General features: G+C 72.3%; 12 protein-coding genes and 1 pseudogene. 3 read left to right on the top strand and 10 right to left on the bottom strand.

From position 1 onward, the window contains the following. Nucleotides 1-45 precede the first annotated feature (45 nt). From IGA62_RS09420 to IGA62_RS09410, 3 genes are all read right to left on the bottom strand, one after another. Nucleotides 46-3,324, bottom strand: coding sequence for a lamin tail domain-containing protein (locus IGA62_RS09420; RefSeq protein WP_145815376.1), 3,279 nt, complete (start codon nucleotides 3,322-3,324; stop codon nucleotides 46-48). A gap of 95 nt (nucleotides 3,325-3,419) precedes the next feature. Beyond that, nucleotides 3,420-4,439 carry a GNAT family N-acetyltransferase gene (locus IGA62_RS09415; RefSeq protein ID WP_145821704.1) on the bottom strand — a complete coding sequence of 340 codons (1,020 nt, stop codon included), beginning with the start codon at nucleotides 4,437-4,439 and terminating at the stop codon, nucleotides 3,420-3,422. Between the two features lie 70 nt (nucleotides 4,440-4,509). Next, a complete protein-coding gene (locus IGA62_RS09410) occupies nucleotides 4,510-5,787 on the bottom strand; it encodes a lytic transglycosylase domain-containing protein (RefSeq protein ID WP_145815377.1) in 1,278 nt (425 codons plus the stop codon). A 56-nt stretch (nucleotides 5,788-5,843) separates the two neighbouring features. Here IGA62_RS09410 and IGA62_RS09405 point away from each other — a divergent pair, with 56 nt between their 5' ends. Together IGA62_RS09405 and IGA62_RS09400 are read left to right on the top strand one after the other, a co-directional pair. Next, nucleotides 5,844-6,065, top strand: coding sequence for an FmdB family zinc ribbon protein (locus IGA62_RS09405; protein ID WP_091452237.1), 222 nt, complete (start codon nucleotides 5,844-5,846; stop codon nucleotides 6,063-6,065). Between the two features lie 125 nt (nucleotides 6,066-6,190). Beyond that, nucleotides 6,191-8,932: an ATP-binding protein gene (locus IGA62_RS09400; protein ID WP_145815378.1), complete on the top strand. Its 2,742-nt coding sequence runs from the start codon at nucleotides 6,191-6,193 to the stop codon at nucleotides 8,930-8,932. 13 nt (nucleotides 8,933-8,945) lie between these two features. On the opposite strand, the gene IGA62_RS09395 is transcribed toward IGA62_RS09400, so the two are convergent. The 7 genes and pseudogenes from IGA62_RS09395 to arfA all read right to left on the bottom strand — a co-directional run bounded on the left by IGA62_RS09395 (nucleotide 8,946) and on the right by arfA (nucleotide 17,410). Beyond that, entirely contained in the window at nucleotides 8,946-9,485 is a 540-nt protein-coding gene (locus IGA62_RS09395) for a phospholipase (RefSeq protein ID WP_145815379.1), read from the bottom strand. A 190-nt stretch (nucleotides 9,486-9,675) separates the two neighbouring features. Next, nucleotides 9,676-11,337: a glycoside hydrolase family 10 protein gene (locus IGA62_RS09390; RefSeq protein WP_145815380.1), complete on the bottom strand. Its 1,662-nt coding sequence runs from the start codon at nucleotides 11,335-11,337 to the stop codon at nucleotides 9,676-9,678. 264 nt (nucleotides 11,338-11,601) lie between these two features. Continuing rightward, nucleotides 11,602-12,627 (bottom strand): glycoside hydrolase family 43 protein, encoded by a 1,026-nt coding sequence (locus tag IGA62_RS09385; protein ID WP_145815381.1) that lies wholly within the window; start codon nucleotides 12,625-12,627, stop codon nucleotides 11,602-11,604. Further along, the gene (locus IGA62_RS09380) at nucleotides 12,624-13,448 is read right to left on the bottom strand and encodes a carbohydrate ABC transporter permease (RefSeq protein ID WP_232624931.1); all 825 of its coding nucleotides are present in this window, start codon (nucleotides 13,446-13,448) and stop codon (nucleotides 12,624-12,626) included. Before IGA62_RS09380 ends, IGA62_RS09385 begins: the two co-directional genes overlap by 4 nt. Before the next feature lie 10 nt (nucleotides 13,449-13,458). Then, nucleotides 13,459-14,421 (bottom strand): carbohydrate ABC transporter permease, encoded by a 963-nt coding sequence (locus IGA62_RS09375; RefSeq protein WP_145815382.1) that lies wholly within the window; start codon nucleotides 14,419-14,421, stop codon nucleotides 13,459-13,461. A 7-nt stretch (nucleotides 14,422-14,428) separates the two neighbouring features. Beyond that, a complete protein-coding gene (locus tag IGA62_RS09370; protein WP_145815383.1) occupies nucleotides 14,429-15,757 on the bottom strand; it encodes an ABC transporter substrate-binding protein in 1,329 nt (442 codons plus the stop codon). A 141-nt stretch (nucleotides 15,758-15,898) separates the two neighbouring features. After that, nucleotides 15,899-17,410 (bottom strand): annotated as a pseudogene (gene arfA, locus IGA62_RS09365) (arabinosylfuranosidase ArfA). Nucleotides 17,411-17,571: 161 nt separating this feature from the next. Here arfA and IGA62_RS09360 point away from each other — a divergent pair. Then, a complete protein-coding gene (locus tag IGA62_RS09360; RefSeq protein ID WP_091452211.1) occupies nucleotides 17,572-18,579 on the top strand; it encodes a LacI family DNA-binding transcriptional regulator in 1,008 nt (335 codons plus the stop codon). The last annotated feature ends 39 nt before the right edge of the window (nucleotides 18,580-18,618 follow it).

The raw sequence follows: 18,618 nt of genomic DNA, 5'->3' as shown, positions 1-18,618 counted from the left end.
CGGGCAGGACACCCGGGCGACGGGCCGTGGTCGGCTCGCGACCGGTCAGTCGTCGTCGACGACGGTGCCGAACGCGATCGGGTCGCCGAGCAGCAGACCCGGCACGCCGGCCACCACGAGGGCGAACCGCTCGTCCGCCTCCGGCTTCCGGTCACCCCGGACGTCGACCGGGAACTCGACCGACGTCTGCCCGGCGGGCAGCGTCCGGCAACCGGCGTACGACCGGAAGTCCGACCCGGACTGCGCGGTCACGGCGAGCGTGCCGGCGCAGATCAGCACCGGCTGGGAGAGCGGCCGGGAGACCGTCACCGTGAAGGTGGCCCGGGTCTCGCCCTGGTCACCCTCGACCACCCGGACGTCCGCCACGCTCAGCGACGCCCGGGAGGAGAAGCGGGCCACCTGCGGGTCGTGGTCGCTGGAGCCCCGCGACCCGTCCCCGGCGTGCTCGGCCGGCCAGTCGGCGTTGACGTGCGCCGCGCGCACCTGGACCAGGTCGGCGTGCAGCGCGTCGTTGACGAACAGGTGGTCCAGGGTCTGCGCGTGCCCCTCGAAGCTGTACGAGTACGCCGACGAGGGAACGTCTGCGACCAGGTCGTCCCAGAGGTTGCGCAGGCCCGCCTGGTACAGGGGGGCGAGCTGGTCCGACGGCGTCGGGTCCGCGCCGGTGGCGATCGGGTCGTCCGGGCGGGGGAAGACGTTCAGGTCACCGCCGTAGACCACCCGGGCGTGCGGGTCGGACGCCTCGATCGCGGTGACGATCGCCGCGCCGTAGCGGGCCTGCTCGGTGCGCTGCCCGACCCGGCTGTCCGGCCCGGACGAGTAGTGGTTGCTCAGCGCCCAGAGGGTGTACGACTCGGCCCCACCCGGGGTTGCCTTCACGGTGAACTTCGCGAGCTGCGGAGCCCGGGTGAAGACGTTGTCGCCGTCCTTGCCGGTGGACGTGTCGACGTCCGGCGGCAGCAACGCGTTGAGCGCCTTCGGGTTCTGCACGTCCGCGTTGGACGGCAGCCCCGCCGACCGGTAGACGACGGTGGGGGAGGCGCCGAGCAGCGGGTCGGCAGCGGTCGCCCCGGCCAGCGACAGCCGGTCGGTGCGGTAGAGGAACCCGGCGGTGATGCCCCGGGCGTCCGCTCCGGTGCGGTCGTACGCCGCGGCGTAGGCCGGGCCACCGGCGGCGGCCACCGCGAGCGCCAGCTCCTGGAGGGTGTCCGGCGCGCCGTCGGCGTCGTTGGTGTCGCCGCAGACCAGCGCGCCGCCGGAGACGGTGCAGATGTCCTGGTCCTCGGCCTCCTGCACCAGGATCAGGTCCGGTGCGTGCAGGTCGGTGACGATCTGGTCGGCGAGGTTGCCGAGCTGGTCGCGGTACTCCTGCTCGCTGGCGGGCACGTAGTCGAACGGCGGGCGGACACCCGGGCAGCCGGCGTTGCCGGTGAAGTCGCAGCCGTCGAAGGGGTCGTCCCGGTGGTCGTAGAGGTTCTCCACGTTGTACGTGGCGATCGCGATCTCCTTCGACCGGTCGGCCGGTCGGGGCGGGTTGTTCCTCGACGGGTCGGCCCCGGCCGTGAAGGCCGCCTGCTCGACCTGGACGCCGTACTTCTCGAAGGAGTAGTAGAGCGCGCCGTACGCGTCCCCGGTCAGCGTGTCGAAGGTCCGCGTCGGCGGGAGCATCGCGGTGCTGTCCCCGGCGGTGGCCTTGACGCCCATGCTGCCCAGCATGATCCGCTGGCCGTTGCCGTCGTCGAAGAGTCGGGTCGGGTCGTTGTCCAGCGGGTGCGCGTCCCGGAACACCCGGCGGGCGTACGGGTCGGCCCGGTCCAGCAGCGGGTCGTCCCGGTCGACCAGCCAGGTCTCCGCGTCGGCGGTGGACGCGAAGACGTCCCGTCCGCTCACCGCGCCGCTGCCGGCCCGGACCCGCAGCCGGGCCCCCTCGTGCCGCTCCCAGAACCGCTGCGCGGCGGTGAGGTCGGTCGGCGGCACCGCGTCGGTGACCGTGACGACGCCGTTCACGTCCAGCCCGGAGGTGATCCTCCGGACCAGCGACGCCGAGGAGAGCTGGGTCTGGTTGAAGTACTCCGACACCCGGGCGCGGAGCACCACCTCGTCGCCGACGGTCGGCACGTAGCCGCCGATCAGCGAGGTGAACGAGCCCATGAAGACGAAGACGCCGTCCGAGCTGGTCGGGTCGCCGTCGGTGGCGTCGGCGCGGCTCTGGAGGAAGAAGCCGTGCTGCTCGGCGCCGGCCGAGGTCCGCGCCAGGGTGCGCTGGGTGACCACGCCCCGGACGTCGTACAGCGCGCTGCTGCTGCCGTTGCCCGAGGGCGGGGCGAGCGGGGACCGGTCGGCCGGGCCGGACTCGGCGTCGGTGGTCGGGCCCTGCACCTCGCCGACGGTCAGCTCGCGGGTCACCGTCACGGCCAGGGTGCAGGTGGCGGTGCCCCCGTCGGCGTCGGTCGCGGTCACCGTCACCGCGTACGCCCCGGCAGCCAGGTCGGCGCTGGCGGTCACGGTGGCCCGGGCGGTGCCGCCCACCGTGTCGGCGGCGGTGAACGCGGTCCGGGCGATCGTCCCGGCGGTCGGGGTCGGCGTGACCGTGGTGACCGCCAGGTCGGCGATCCGGTCGTCGGCGTCGACGGCGGTGACCTCCCGGCTCGCCGCCGTGCCGGCCGGGGTGACCAGGGCCGGGCCGCAGGTGAGTACGGCCGGCTGGTCGACCGGGCCGCCCCCGTCGATCGTGTGCGTGCCGAGGCCGTCCACCGTGTCGGTGGCGAACCCGGCCCACTGGGCGGCCGGGTCGAAGGCGTCGGACGGGTCGGTGTCCCCGGCGGTCACCGTGGCCAGCCGGCGCAGGGTGTTGTTCTCGGTGCTGGTGACGCCGCTGCCCCACTCGGTGCCAGGGTCGACACCGACCTGGCCGATCGAGTCGAGCACGGTCGTGCCCCGGCGGAGCACGATCGCGTCGTCGCCGTTGAAGAGGCTCGCGCCGGTGGTCTGGTCGGCCTGGGCGAGGATCGCCGCGTTGGCCGAGGAGCTGGCGAGGACGAAGACGTCCCCGGCGGCGACCGTGCCGGTCAGCGCCAGACTGGTCGGGGTGGTCGAGCCGTTGAAGTGGAACTGGAGCTGGTAACCGCCGCCGGTCAGGTCGACGGCGGCACCGGTGCCGTTGAACAGCTCGATCGCCTTGTTGTTCGACGAGCCCTCGACGTACTCCGAGATGAACAGGTCGGTGGGCGCGGCGCTGGCCGCAGTGGGTGCGACACCGATGGCCGCGACGGTGGTCACGGCGGTGGCTGTCGCGAGCGCGGCGAGAGTGCGGCGCGGGCGCATGGGGCCTCCACGAGGGATGGACGGGAACCACCGCACGTTAGGCGTCGATCAGGTACGGCGTCCATCCCCCACGGGTCGGGGCGGTGAACAACCGGTCAGCGGGTCAGCGCGTCCAACCGGTGTACCAGCTCCGCCACGTCGGCGCCGTACTCGCACCACTGGCGGTCGGGGCGGTACCCCAGCTCGGCGTTCACCGCCAGCATGGCCTCGTTGGCCTGGGCGTTCCAGGTCTGCACCTCGGTCAGCTCCGGCTCGGCGGCACGCAGGTCGAGCAGCATCCGGGCCTTGATCGCCCGGTCGATGCCGTAGCCCCGGTGATCCGGTACGACGATGGTGTCGTACTGGTCGGCCCGGGTGGGGTGCTGCGCCGGCACGACCACCTCGGTCAGCCCGGCGACCTCGCCGGTGCGTTCGTGGATGGCGAAGACGACGTACGGCTTCATGCCCCGCCGGTGCAGGCAGTCCAGGCTGTCCCGGAGCCGTTGCGGGTCGTAGGAGCTGGGGCGCAGGTCGCCGTCCTCGACGTCGCGCAACTCGGCCTTGGCGCGGGCGTACGGCTCGATCAGCTCGTCGGGCGGCCCGCCCGGACAGAACTCGATCCGGTACCCGGTGCCGATCCCGGTGGCCATCGCGTCCAGCGCCGCCCAGTCCACCGTGCCGAGCCGGAGCACGCTGCGGGTCTCCACGTAGTCCCGGCCGAAGCCGAGCGCCTCGAAGAACGCCATCGCCGGCGTCCCGCCGACCACCTCGACCCCGACCGACCGGAAGCCCTCCTGGTACGCGCGGCGCGCGGCCAGCCGGACCAGGTCACGGCCGAGGCCGGTGCGGCGCACGCTCGGGTGCACCAGCACCTCCAGCACCCCGATGTCGCCGAGCAGGAGCACGTGCACGTGGCCGACGATCGCCCCCGGCGTGCCGTCGGCGGCCGGTTCGGTCTGGGCCACCCAGGAGATCCGCCGCTCACCGGGCATCACCTCGGAGAGGTACTCCCGCAGTGCGGTCTCCCGCCAGGGCGGGTCGTCGGGCAGGTCGGTTGCCAGGACCGCGTTCAGCGTTGCCAGCAGGGACGCCATCTCGGCGGACGACGCGGTCCGGGGATCCCACTCGCGCACCATCACCCGTACAGCTTGCCGGCAACCGCAGCCCGGGGGAAGTATCCACATCGTCCGGGATGGACGCGTCGGCTCAGCCGCGACTCGTCACGCCGTACTCGTTGGCCTTGTCGAACACGTCCTGTGCGTACTGGCGGACGTCGTTGTAGGACAGGATCGCGCCCCACCAGTCCCCGGGGACGGTCATCTTCCGGCCGCCCTTGCAGAGGTAGTTGCCGGCGGCGAGCGCCGCGTCGTCCAGGTCGTGCGGGTTCTTCACACCGTCGTTGTCCGCGTCCGCGCCGATCTCCTGCCAGGTGGTCGGGATGAACTGCATCGGGCCGACCGCCCGGTCGTAGGTGAGGTCCCGGTCGAGCCGGCCCCGGTCGCTGTCGAGGATCCGCTGCCGCCCGCCGTTGCCGTCGAGTGGATCCCCGATGATCTCCGGCAGCGCCTGCCCGTCCGGCATCAGCTTCGCGCCGTTGGCCGCGCCGTGCCGCGACTCGACGTAGCCGATGGCGGCGAGGGTGGTCCAGCTCAGCGAGCAGTTGGGCGTGGTCCGGGCGAGCACCAGCTCGGCGTAGCCGTACGCCTGCATGGCCACCTGCGGGACGCCGGCCTTCTCGCCGGTCACCCGGGCCCAGTCGGCGAGCGCGTCGGCCGGGCGACCGGTCGGCAGCGGGACGCCGCCGGGGTTGACCCCGCCGGGCAGAGGCGTCCCGGGCGGCACGACCCCACCGGGGAAGGACGGCGCGGTGGTCGGTCCGACGGAGGCGTCCGGGCTGCCGCTCCCGGCGACCGGGCGCGGCGCGGGGGCGGTCGCCGGGACCAGCAGCGCACCGGCCGCCGCGGTGGCGGAGACCAGGCCGAGCAGGAAGACCCCGGAGAGGGCGAACCGGCCGCTGGGCCGCTTCGACCAGGCCCGGGTCGCCCGGACCGCGCCGGCTGCGGCCTGCCGGGGCGGCGGCAGGCGTACGGCGTGCGCGTACGGCACCCGGTACCGGCGACGGGTAGCCCGCCCCGACCCGGTCTCCGTGTCCGACTTGGTCGTATCGTCCGGCTCGGTTTTCGTGTCCGACTTGGTCTTGGCGTTCGGCCCGCTCTTCGCGTCGGGCTCGGTCGTGGTCGTCGGGTCGGCGGTGGGCGCAACGGGCGCGGTGGTCTCCGCCGGTGCGGTGCCGGGCGGCGGGGAGTCGACCGGTGCCGGGACGGTCGGGCGCAGCGCGTCCGGCGGCACCGGCGTCCGGGGGCGCGGCACCGCGCCGGCGACGCGCGCGGGTTCGTCGGCGGCGCCCGACGTGGCGAGCGGCCCGTCGGGCGGCGCGGCCGGACGCAGGGGCCGAGTCCGCAGGCTGTCCTCTCCGTCCACCACCCGTCGAGTATTACCCATGTCAGCGCCGACGTCAGGACCGGTCGTACCCTTGTGCCATGCCCCGGTACGAGTTCCGCTGCCGCGCGTGCGGCGCCACCTTCGAGGTCAACCGGCCGATGGCCCAGGCTGGTGCGCCGGCCTCCTGCCCCCAGGGCCACGAGGACACCGTCAAGCTCCTCTCCACCGTCGCGGTGACCGGCCGGGGTGGTGCCGGACCGGCCGGCGGAGGGGGTGCCCCGGCTGGCGGCGGCTGTTGCGGCGGCGGTTGCGGCTGCTGATTCCCGCGCCCTCGTCGGTTGGTTGCGGTACTTTGCGGTCGATCCCGTCCGGCCGTTCTCACGATGCGTGACGGCTTCGACATAGGGCAGCATGGCCGGCGACGTCAGGGGCGGAGGTTCCACGCATGTCGCCACGGATCCGCCTCCCGAGCGGTTGGGTGACCTTCCTGTTCACCGACATCGAGGGCTCGACGCGCCTGGCCCGGATGCTCGGGGCGGGTTACCGGCCGGTACTGCACGAGCACCGTCGACTGCTGCGGCACACCCTGGTCGCGGCCGACGGGGCGGAACTGCTCACCGAGGGCGACTCGTTCTTCATCGCCTTCGCCGACGCCGCCGTGGCGGTGGCCGCCTGCCTGGCCGCGCAACGGGCGCTGGCCGGGCACGACTGGCCGACCCCGGAGGCGACTCCCCGGGTCCGGATGGGACTGCACACCGGCTACGCGGAGCCGCGCGACGGCGAGTACGCCAGCCCGGAGGTGCACCGGGCGGCCCGGATCGCCGCCGCCGCCCACGGCGGCCAGGTGCTCTGCTCGGCGTCGACGGTGCGACACGCCGAGCCGTTGCCCGCCGGGGCGTCCCTGCTCGACCTCGGGCTGCACCGGCTACGCGGCTTCGACGACCGGGAACGGCTCTACCAGGTGCTCGCCCCCGGTCTGGAACGGGAGTTTCCGCGTCCGCGTACCGCCGACGCCCCGCCGCACAACCTGCCCACCCGGGTCACCTCGTTCGTCGGGCGGGAGGCGGAGCGGATCGAGCTGCGGCGGCTGGTGGCCGGGCACCGTCTGGTCACCGTCGTCGGCGCGGGCGGCGCGGGCAAGACCCGGCTCGCGGTGGAGCTGTGCGCGGGGCTGGTCGAGGCGTACCCGGACGGGGTGTGGCTGGTCGACGTCGCCACGGTCACCGACCCGGGCCTGGTGCCGTTCGCGGTCGCCGCCGCCTTCGGCCTCCGGCCGGAGCCGGGCCGCCCGATCATGGACACCCTCGTCGAGTACGCGGCCACCCGGCGCACGCTTGTCGTGCTGGACACCTGCGACGCCCAACCGGCGGCCACCGCCGAGGTGATCTCGCGCCTGCTGGCCGGCGCACGGGGCGTGCGGGTGCTCGCCACCAGCCGGGAGTCGTTCGGTCTCCCCGGTGAGGTGGTGTGGCGGATCCCGCCGCTGTCGATCGACCCGTCGCCGAACGGCGGTGAGAGCGACGCGGTGGCCCTGCTGCTCGACCGGACCACGGCCGCCCGGGGTGGGCGGCGTCCGGGGCCGGCCGAGGTGGCCGACCTGCGCCGGGTGGTGCACCGGCTGGACGGCCTCCCGCTCGCCATCGAGCTGGCCGCAGCCCGGCTGCGGGTGCTCTCGGCGGGGCAGCTCGCCGAGCGGCTGGCCGACGTGCTCGGTGCGCTGGACGCCGGACGGGACGAGCCGGATGCCCCCCGGCCCTGGTCGGGCGGGCAGGAGGACACCGTGGAACTGCGGACCGCCGGGCTGCCCGGGGACGGCATCCGGTCGACGGTGGAGCGGCACGCCACCATGCAGGCGACCGTCACCTGGTCGTACCGGACGCTCGGCCCCCGGTCGGCCCGACTGCTGCGCTGGCTGGCGGTCTTCGCCGGGCCGGTCGACCTGGCGGCGGTGGAGTGGCTGCTCGACGACGACCCGCTCGGTTCGCTCTCGGTGCTGGTGGACAAGTCGATGATCCTGGCGGAACCGAGCGCCTCGGGCTGCACGTACCGGATGCTCGACCCGATCCGGGCGTACGCGGCCCGCCGGCTGGCGGCGGCGGGGGAGGAGCAGGTCGCCCGGGACCGGCACGTGGCCTGGTCGCAGCACGTGCTGCGGCGGGCGTATCTCGGCCCGGACGGGCAGCCGGTGACCCTGTCGCTCTACTCGCTCGACCCGCTGGCCGGCGAGCTACGGGCCGCGCTGCGCTGGTCGGCCACCGGGGGACGGGCCCGGGACGGGCTGCTCCTGGCCGGTGGCCTGGACCTGTGGTGGCGGGAGCGGGGGCTGGCCCGGGAGGGGCGGCTCTGGCTGTTCCGGCTCTACGGGCGGATCGCCGAGACCGGTGAGCGGATTCCCGAGGCGGAACTGGCAGCGGCGTACCACATGCACTCGCTGCACGCCGGGGCGGACGGTGAGTTCGCCGAGGAACTGCGCTTCGCCCAGCGGGCCGAGGCGGCGGCGCGGCAGGCCGGGGACGCCGGTTTGCTGGCCCGGGTGCTCGCCGGCCGGGCCGCGCCCCTGGTCGACATGGCGCAGTTCGTCGAGGCGGAGCAGGTCTGCCGGGAGGTGATCGACTGGGCGCGGGACCGGGGGGTGACCGCCGACGCGTTGCTCGCCGTCTACAGCCTGGCCGAGCTGCTGTGGCGGCGCGGTGCGCTGGACGAGGCCGCGGAGCTGCTCGGCGCGGCCCGGTCGGTGGAGGCGACCCGCCCGGTGGAGCGGGGGCAGCGTTCGGTGGACATGCTGCTGGGCATGGTGGCGCTGGCCCGACGGGACCTGGTCGCCGCCCACGAGCACCTTCAGGTGGCGCTGCGGTCGCGGGTGAGCCACGGCTACCACGGCCGGGCCTGCGACACGGTGAACGCGCTCGCGGTGCGCTGCGCCGACGGGGACGATCCACTCACCGCCGCCCGGCTCTTCGGCGCGGCCCAGGCGACCCGGGCCCGGATGCGGTTCACGCCGGGCCTGTTCGGGGCGTACTGGCTGCGGTGGCAGACGGAGGTCCGCCGCAGGTTGGGCGACGCGGCCTTCGACGCCGCGTACGGGGCCGGGGCGGAGTTGGGGCTGGAGGAGGCGGCGGCGGTGGCCCTGGCGGTCGAGCACCCGGACCTGTCCCCCGCCTCCCCCCGGTTCACGTCGAGCTGGTGAGGGCGGGTGCCGCTCAGCGCAGGGCGGCGGCCCGCTCGGCGTCGGCCTTCATCTTCGCCGCCCGGTCCAGGTCGGCCTGGCTGACCGCGGACGGCGAGCCGAAGGCCCGGACCGCCTGGTAGTACGTCCAGGCCAGGCTGTAGCAGGCCGGCTGGACGGTGCTGCTGTACCGGGCGCAGACCCGCTTCAGGTCCTCGTAGAAGGCGCTGTCGATGCGGGCCTTGTTGGTGCTGGTGAAGACGCCCATCGCCTTGTGGTTGCGGTAGCCGAAGTCGTGCCGGTAGCAGGACAGGTTGAACGTGAACCCGAGCGGGTTGTCCGGGCTGGACGAGCAGTAGTCGGTCGACCAGTTGAAGGCGTACGCCGACCAGGCGCCCTGGTTCAGCCGGGCCGAGTTCCAGGAGTTGTAGCTGGTGGCGCTGGTCTGCGTCCAGCTGTACATCACCGACAGCTTCTGGTCCCGGGTGACCGCGGCGGCCGGCGAGGCGACCCCGAGGAGAGCGAGCAGCGCGAGCGCGCTGGCGGCGAGCAGGGTGGTGAGGCGACGGTGCATCGGGTTCTCCTCCGGGGGTGGGGGTGAGGCGACCGGAATCGTGTCACCGGCGGGTTGCCGGTTGGAGAACAGTTTTTATCGATCTTGGTGGATGTCAGGTGGCGTCTCGCTCTAATTTGCCGCCATCCGTCGAAACCGAAGAATGCCCCGAGGCGGACAGACCGCCCCGGGGCATCCGGTGTTCGTCCGGTCAGCGCACGAAGCGCGCCGGGCTGGCCGGGCTCTCGTTGTGCAGCCGGTCCAGGGCCGTCACCAGGTAGGTGTACGACTTGCCCTGCTCGGCGGTGGTGTCCACCCAGGACTGCACCGCGCCGGGGGTGGCCCGCACGGTGTCGACCAGGTGGGTCGCGTCGGCCAGGTCGCAGCCGGCGGGCAGCCGGTTGCCGTCCAGTCGGTAGATCGCGTAGGACGTCGCCGTCCCCAGCGGCCCCACGCCGTCCGCCGGCTGCCGCCAGGTCAGCTGCACCCCGTCGTCGGTCCGCTGCGCGCCGGTGACCACCGGGAACAGCAGCGGCTTCGCCGGCAGGTGCGACATGGTCGGCACCAGCGCCGGCTTGGAGTAGTGCTCCTGCGTGTAGATGTCGGTCGCGCCGAGTCGGTTGGCCCGCACCTGTACGGCCGAGAAGTGCACGTTGCCGAGCACCTCGGGGTGCGACCGGTTGAGGGTCAGGTGGTCCGACAGCTCGCGCGGGTTCATCCAGAACGAGCCGTACGCCGGGTCACCGCTCTTGTAGTCGGCCTGGCCGATGTAGAGCTGCACCTTCGTGCCGCGCACCGTCTCGGCCCACCACGGCACCAGCCGGGCGTAGTCGGCCGCCGGGTACTGCCCGATGTACCAGTAGAGCTGCGGCACGACGTAGTCGACCCACTCCTCCTTGATCCACTTACGGGTGTCGGCGGAGATGATGTCGTACGACTGGCTGCCGGTGGTGTCCGAGCCGAGCGGGTCGACCGACTTGTTCCGCCAGATGCCGAACGGGCTGACCCCGAACTTCACCCACGGCTTCGCCGCCTTGACCTTCTCGTTCATCTCCTTGACGAGCAGGTTGATGTTGTCCCGCCGCCAGTCGGCCTTGTCGGTGAAGCCCCGGTTGTGCGCGGCGAACGTCGCGTCGTCCGGCACCTGGTGGGTGCCGCTCGGGTACGGGTAGAAGTAGTCGTCGAAGTGCACGCCGTCGATGTCGTACCGCTGGACCGCGTCCATCATCGCGGTCTGGACGAACTCGCGGACCGCCGGGATGCCGGGGTTGTAGTAGAGCCGGCTGCCGGCGACCCCGGCCGGCGGGTACGCGAAGGTCCAGTCCGGGTGCTGCCGGGCCGGGTGGTTCGGGGCGAGCTGGTTGATGTCCGCGCCGGCACCGCCCGGGGCCGGCATCGAGATCCGGTACGGGTTGAACCAGGCGTGGAACTCCAGGTTCCGCTTGTGCGACTCGGCGACCAGGAAGGCCAGCGGGTCCCAGCCCGGGTCCTGCCCGCGCACTCCGGTCAGGTACTCCGACCAGGGCTCGTGCGGCGACGGCCAGAACGCGTCGGCGGTCGGCCGGATCTGGACGACCACCGCGTTGTGGTTGAGCCGCTCGGCGAGGTCGAGCCAGCGCAGGTACTCGGCCTGCTGGGCGGCGATCCGGTTCGGGTCGGTCCAGGAGGCCTTGGTGGGCCAGTCGATGTTGGTCACCGACGCGATCCACATCGCCCGGAACTGGCGCTTGGGGGTGGCCGGGTCGGTGGTGCAGTCGGCGGCGGTGATGGTGGAGGTGGCAGCCGGGTCAGCGGCGTGCGCGGGCGTCGCGGCGACGAGAGCGCCGAGCAGCGCGACGGCCAGCCCGGCGGCTCTGAGCCGAGGTGCCTTCATCAGGTGGTCCCTTCGTTGGGGCTCGGCTGGCAGGGGAGCGGACGGCGGCTGATCGGCAAGATTCGTCGCCAGCAATACACCGTCAGAAGGAAATTTTCACAACCGGCCGCCCGACGCAAGACCTCACGGGAGATCTGCGGCGGCCCGGGTCGCCGGTTCCTTCCGCCGTTACCGGGCCGGTACGCAACGTGGCGTTCTGCCGGGCGGGCTGGGGTGGTTGCAGGGGTCCCCTGCTACACAGAAAGCGGTAACAGGGGACCCCTCCTACCGCGTCTGGCGGTGCGGAAGTGGGCGGGGCTGGGGGGTTCCGGTGGGGCCCTTGACGACCGGGCGGCCGTCGCGCCAGACGACCTCGTCCAGCCAGGTCTGCCGGCCGGGGGCGACCGACCCCTCCTGCCCGGGTGGCCAGGCGTGGTAGAGCAGCCAGGTCCGGCCGTCGGACTCGACCATGGAGGCATGGCCGGGGCCGGAGGCCGCCGCGTTGCTCCGCAGGATCGGGTTCTCCGGTGCCTTGACGCAGGGGCCGGTGGGGCTTTCGCAGATCGCGTACCCCTCGGCGTACTCGGCCCGGTCGTAGGCGTTGGCGGCGAAGAAGAGGTACAACTTCCCGTCCCGCCGCCAGAAGAACGGCCCCTCGATCAGGTGGCCCTCCCACGACTCGGTCTGCTTGAGCAGCTTCGTCGGCTCGCCGACCAACTCCAGCCCGTCGGCCGAGAGGCGCTGCGACCAGAGCCAGGTGTCCTGGCCGACGGCGTTGCCGTCGTTCTTCCAGAGCAGCCAGAGAGTGCCGTCGGTGTCCCGGAACGGGCTGGCGTCGATCGCCCCGCCCAGCTCCGCCTGGCAGATCATCGGCCCGGACGAGTCGTCCCGGTACGGGCCCTGCGGCGCGCTGGCCACCGCCCGCCCGACGCACTGCCGGCCGGAGGACCGCCCGGCGACGGTGTAGTAGAGGACGAACCGGTCCGGGGCCAGCGCGATCGCCTCCGGTGCCCAGGTCTTGCCCGGGTCGGCCCAGGCCGGCAGCTCCGGCAGGGCGTCCCCGGCCGGCGTCCAGTCCACCAGGTCCGGCGAGGTGTGCACGGGGACGTTGCGGCCGTCGCCGTTGGTGTGGAAGAGGTACCAGGTGTCGCCGACCCGGATCGCGTGCGGGTCGGGGGAGTCGGTGGCGATGACCGGATTGGTGAACATGTCGGATCCCGTGGTCGTGGTGGTCGGTTCGTCGGGCGCGGTGCAGCCCGAGACCACCAGTACGGCGGCGAGCAGCCCTGCGGCGAGCGGCGCGGTGGTCATCCTTTCAGCCCGCTGCGCGACACGCCCTGGATGATGTGTCGCTGGGCCGCCACGAAGAGGACCAGCACCGGCACGCTGGCCAGCACCGCACCGGCCATGATCACCGGATAGTCCGTGACGTACGCGCCCTGGAGCAGGCCCAGTCCCGCGGGCAGGGTCAGGTTCTCCGGGCTGAACAGCACGTAGACCGGCCAGAGGAAGTCGTTCCAGTTGGAGAGGAACGACAACACCGCCAGCGTGGCCAGGGCCGGCTTCGACAACGGCAGCAGCACCTTCGTGAAGACCTGCCAGTGGTTCGCCCCGTCCAGGACGGCGGCCTCCTCCAGCTCGGCCGGGATGGAGAGGAAGAACTGCCGGAGGAAGAAGACCCCGAACGCGCTGGCCGCCCCCGGGACCACCACCACGGCGAGGGTGTCCACCCAGCCGAGCTGGTCGGCGATGACGAAGTTCGGGATGATCAGCGAGGTGGGCGGGATGAAGAGCGTCCCCACGATCAGCGCGAAGCCCACCGAGCGTCCCCGGAACCGCAGCCGGGCCAGGGCGTAGGCGGCCATCGACGCGGTCACCAGCACCAGCAGCGCGTGCAGCGTGGCGGCCAGCATGCTGTTGACGAACCAGCGCAGCACCGGGTTGGCGGTGTCGTTGAGGATGCGGTCGTAGCCGTACCCGGAGAAGGGGTTCGGCAGCCAGTCCGGCGGAATCCGCTGCGCGCCCCCGTAGGTCTTCAGCGAGGTGAGGAGCATCCAGATCAGCGGGGCGAGGAACACCAGGGCCAGGATCACCAGGACGGCGTAGCGTCCGGTACGGCGGAGTGTCGTCACGTCGTCCTCCTCAGTCTTCCCGGTACCGGAAGAACCGGAAGTTGACGATGCTGATCACGGCGAGGGCGAGCGCGAAGAGGATGCTCATCGCGGCGGCCCGGCCCGCGTCGTTGTCCCGTAGCCCCTCGTCGACGATCCGCCAGACCACCGTCCGGGTCTCCTCGCCGGGTGCGCCCTGGGTGATCAGGAAGGACTGGCCGAAGACGTTCGCCGAGGCGAGGATCGTCGTGGTCAGCACGAAGAGCATGACCGGGCGCAGTCCGGGGAGCGTGACGTTGCGGAACCGGTCCCAGGCGCTCGCGCCGTCCATCTTCGCCGCCTCGTACAGCTCGGGCGGGATGTCCTGGAGACCGGCCAGGTAGATCACCGCGTTGAACCCGGAGGTCCACCAGACGGTCACCCCGACCAGGGACACCCACGCCCACGGCACGTCGGTCACCCAGGGCGTGTCCGACGGCAACCCGACCGCGCCGAGCAGCCGGTTGACCAGGCCGAGGTTGGCGTCGAGCAGGAACCGCCAGAGCAGGCCGATCACCGCCACGCCGAGCACGTACGGGGCGAAGTAGACCGCCCGGAAGAACGTCCGCCCGGGGAACTTCTCGTTGAGCAGCAGCGCCAGCCCGAGCGGGACGACCACCAGCAGCGGCACCGAGAAGAGCGTGAAGATGCCGGTGGCCCGGACGCTGGACCACCAGTCCCCGTAGATCGCCGAGTCGCTGGAGAACAGGTCCTGGTAGTTGTCCAGCCCGACGAAGGGGCGGTTCGGCAGCTGGAGGTCCCACTGGTGCAGGCTCAGCCAGAGCCCGAACAGGACCGGGGCCAACCCGAAGACCAGGAACAGGAGGAGGTACGGCGCGAGGAAGAGGTACGGGGTGGTGGCCCGGCCGCGCCGGCCCGCCTCCCGGCGTCCCCGCCCGGCCGCCGGGGGCGGCGCGTCCGAACGCGCCGCCCCGACCGTGCCGATGCCGGCCACGGCCGCCTCAGTTCCCGTACTTCTTGCGGTTGTCCGCCAGCTGCTTGTCGGCCTTGGCGACGCCGTCGTCCAGCGCCTGCTTCGGCGACTTCTTGCCGAGCACCGCCTCGTTGAACGAGGAGTAGAAGGTGGTCAGCACCTCGCCGATACCCGGCGCGGCGGGCGGGAAGGCCGCGTACTCGATCTCGGGGGCGAGCGCGCCCACCTCGGTGAGCGCCTTGAAGCCGGCGTCCTCACGGACCGCCTTGCGGGCGGGCACCTGGCCCCCGGCGGCCCAGTCCAGCGAGTGCTGGCTCAGCCAGTTGATGAAGACCTTCGCCCCGGCCACCTTGTTGGCGTCGGTGCTGCGCTGCTTGACGATGGTGAAGTTGTGCGAGTTCGCCCAGGTCGCCGGCTTGCTGCCGATCTGGGGCAGGGGCGCGACCCCCCACTGCACGTCGGGGCTCTTCTTCAGGTCGTTGATCTGCCAGATGCCGTTCCAGTTGAAGGCGTTCTTGCCCGCCTTGAACGCCAGGTAGTCGGCGTCCTGGCCGACGTTGGCGGGGGAGTGCCCCTGCTTGATCATGTCGACCAGCCAGGTGCACGCCTCGACCGCCGGGTCGGAGTTGAAGGTGGCCTTCGCGACGTCGGCGTCGAAGAGCGTCCCGCCCCACTGGTGCAGCACGGAGTAGAAGGTCATGCCGCCGGTGAACTGGAACGGGCTGACCCAGAACCCCTGGACGCCGGACTTCTTCAGCTCGGTCAGCGCGGCGGTGTAGTCGTCCCGCGTGGTCGGCGGCTTCTCCGGGTCGAGGCCCGCCTTCTGCATGACGGCCTTGTTGTAGTAGAACCCGAGCGGGTGCATGTCCAGCGGAATGCCGTACCGCTTCTTGTTGTAGAGACCGCCGGACCACACCGTCGGGGCGAAGTCGGCCTCGGTCAGCTCCAGCGCCTTCGCCACGTCGTCCAGCTCGGTGATGACGCCCCGGGCGGCGAAGGTGGCGAGCTGGTCCATGTGCATGACCGCGATGTCTGGTCCGGCACCGCTGGAGACCGCGCCGGGGAGCTTGCTGTAGTAGTCCTCCCACTGGTACGTGGTGACCGCCACCGCGATGTTCTTGTGCTCGGCGTTGAACTTCTCGACGAGCTTCTTGAAGATGTCGCCGTCACCGCCGGTGAAGCCGTTCCACAGCTTCAGGTCGACCTTCGGGCCGGTGTAGTCCTTGCCGCCGTTGTCCGAGGCCGTGGTGGAACCCTCGTCGTCGCTGCCGCAGCCCGCCAGGGCGAGCGTGGCCGCGGTGCCGAGCCCGACACCGAGGCCGAGCAGGCGGCGTCGGCTCATCTCGTTGCGCATCATGGTGTTGTCTCCTTGGGGCGGAAATGGCCTGCTCCGGCGGGAACCCGGCCCGGACCGTGGTCACAGCTCTGGTCCGGATCGGTGGTGGAGCTCGTCGAGGCCGGTGGTGGAGTTGGGTCGGAGGTGGGGTGACGGAGCCGGTCAGGACCGGGTGGCGAAGCGCAGCATGTTCCAGGAGACGGCAGGCAGCTGTACGGTGCACCGGCCGCCGTCGACGGTGGGGATGCTGGTCCCCCGGGGCGTGACCCGGTCGGGCTCGGCCTCGGTGTTGCACGCCGTCGGGTCGTCCCCGGCGGCGAGGGTCAGGTGGGATCGACCGGAGGGCCGGGGCAGGCCGCGCAGGTCGAGGTCCAACGCGAGGTCCGTATCGCCCCGGTTGACCGCGAAGACGGTCAGCTCGCCCCGCTCCTCGTCGTGCACCGCGACGGTGTCCAGCACCGGCACGTCGCCGTAGCGGGCGGTGGAGTAGGTCGGGGTGACCGGCTCGGTGCGGAGCACCGTGCCACGGGCGTACCGGGCGGTGAGCGCGAACGGGTGGAAGATGCTCTGCCGCCAGGCCGGTCCACCGGTACGGGTCCGGATCGGCGCGATCACGTTGGCCAGCTGCGCCTGGCAGGCCACACCGACCCGGTCGGCGTGGCGGAGCAGCGTGATCAGCAGGTCGCCGACGACCACCGCGTCCACGGCGGTGAAGGTGTCCTCGATCAGCGCCGGGGCCTCCACCCAGCCGCGCCGGTCCAGGTCGGCCTGGAGACGGGACTGGTACCAGACGTTCCACTCGTCGAAGGAGATCTTGAGCTTGCGCCGGTGGCGCTGCTTGGCCGCCACGTGGTCGGCGGTGGCGACCACCTCGCGGATGAAGTTGTCCATGTCGACCGCCGAGGCCAGGATGCTCGCCTGGTCGCCGTCGGACGGGTCGTAGTAGGTGTGCGCGGAGATGTAGTCGACGTGCTCGTAGGTGTGCTCCAGCACGGTCGCCTCCCAGGAGGCGAAGGTGGGCATCCCCCGGTTGGAGCTGCCGCAGGCGACCAGGCTGATCGAGGGGTCGACCAGCTTCATCGCGCGGGCGGTCTCGGCGGCCAGCCGGCCGTACTCGGCGGCGGTCTTGTGGCCGACCTGTCAGGGCCCGTCCAGCTCGTTGCCGAGGCACCAGAGCCGCACCCCGTACGGCTGCTCCGCGCCGTGCTTGCGCCGCAGGTCGGACCAGGCCGTACCGCCCGGATGGTTGGTGTACTCCAGCAGGTCGCAGGCCTCCTGCACGCCCCGGGTGCCGAGGTTGACCGCCATCATCGGCTCCACCTGGGCCCGCGCCGCCCAGGCCATGAACTCGTGGAGACCGAAGGCGTTGGTCTCGATCGTCTTCCAGGCCAGGTCGAGCCGGCGCGGACGGTCGCCGGCCGGGCCGATGCCGTCCTCCCAGCGGTAACCGGAGACGAAGTTGCCGCCGGGGTAGCGGACCACCGAGACGCCCAGTTCGCGGGTGAGCGCCAGGACGTCGGTGCGGAACCCGTCGTCGTCGGCCTCGGGGTGACCGGGCTCGAAGACGCCCCCGTAGACGCAGCGCCCCATGTGCTCGACGAACGATCCGAAGAGTCGGCGGTCGGCCGCACCGATCGCGAAGGCGGGATCGATCGTCACCTGAGCGGTCCGCAAGGGGGCCACCTTTCCTCGTCGCCTGACTTCCTGATCGCCTGACTGCGGGGAGTGACCGTGGTCACTCGCCTGTCCGACTTTCTACAACGTTGTAGGCAACGTTGTAAAGAGCCGGTGGCACGGTAAAGTGCCTCGCAGAACGGGGTCGGGAGGGTGGCGAGGTGCGGCACAGGCTCAAGGACGTGGCCGAGAAGGCCGGTGTGTCCGTGAAGACCGTATCCAATGTCGTCAACGGATACCAGCATGTCCGGCCAACCACCCGGGCCCGGGTCGAGCAGGCGATCGCGGAGCTGAACTACCGGCCCAACCTCTCCGCCCGCAACCTGCGCAAGGGGCGTACCGGAGTGATCGCCCTCGCCGTGCCGGAGCTGGACATCCCCTACTTCGCCGAGTTGGCCCGGCACGTCGTGGTCGCCGCCGCCGAGCAGGGCTGGACGGTGCTGATCGACCAGACCGGCGGTAGCCGGGAGCAGGAGCGGGTGGCCGCCAGCGGCATCGGCGACCACCTCATCGACGGGCTGATCTTCAGCCCCCTGGCCCTCACCGCCGAGGACCTCACCGGGCTGGACGGCACCCCGATGGTGCTGCTCGGTGAACGGGTGGACCACGGACCGGCCGACCACGTGATGATCGACAACGTGGCCGCCGCCCGGGAGATCACCGCCCACCTGGCCGGTCTCGGTCGCCGCCGGATCGCCGCGATCGGCTCGCAGCGCACCGTCGAGGGGGCCAGCGCCCGGCTCCGGCTCGCCGGCTACCGCGCCGCGCTCACCGACGCCGGCCTCGGCTACGACGAGCGTCTGGTCGCCCCCGCGCCGGTCTGGCACCGCGCCGACGGCGCCGCCGCCATGCGGGACCTGCTCGCCTCCGGGATGCGCCCCGACGCGGTCTTCTGTTTCAACGACACCCTCGCCCTGGGCGCGCTGCGCGCCCTGCACGAGCACGGACTGCGGGCACCCGAGGACGTCGCGGTCGCCGGCTTCGACGACATCGAGGACGGCCGGTTCTCGGTCCCCACCCTGAGCACCATCGCGCCGGACAAGGAACGCATCGGCCGGCTCGCGGTGGAGTTGCTGGTCGGTCGGATCGAGGGCGACCGGAGTGCGCCGCCCCGGACGCTCACCGCCCCGTACCGGCTCGAACTCCGGGAGAGCACTCTCGGCCGGTGACTGCAGGGGCCCCTTGTTACCGCTTTCTGTCGAGCAGGG

The organism is Micromonospora sagamiensis (assembly GCF_014680085.1).
Taxonomy (GTDB): domain Bacteria; phylum Actinomycetota; class Actinomycetes; order Mycobacteriales; family Micromonosporaceae; genus Micromonospora; species Micromonospora inyonensis.
The sequence above is the reverse complement of the archived record's forward strand: the minus strand, read 5'-3'. Positions and strand labels throughout refer to the sequence as shown.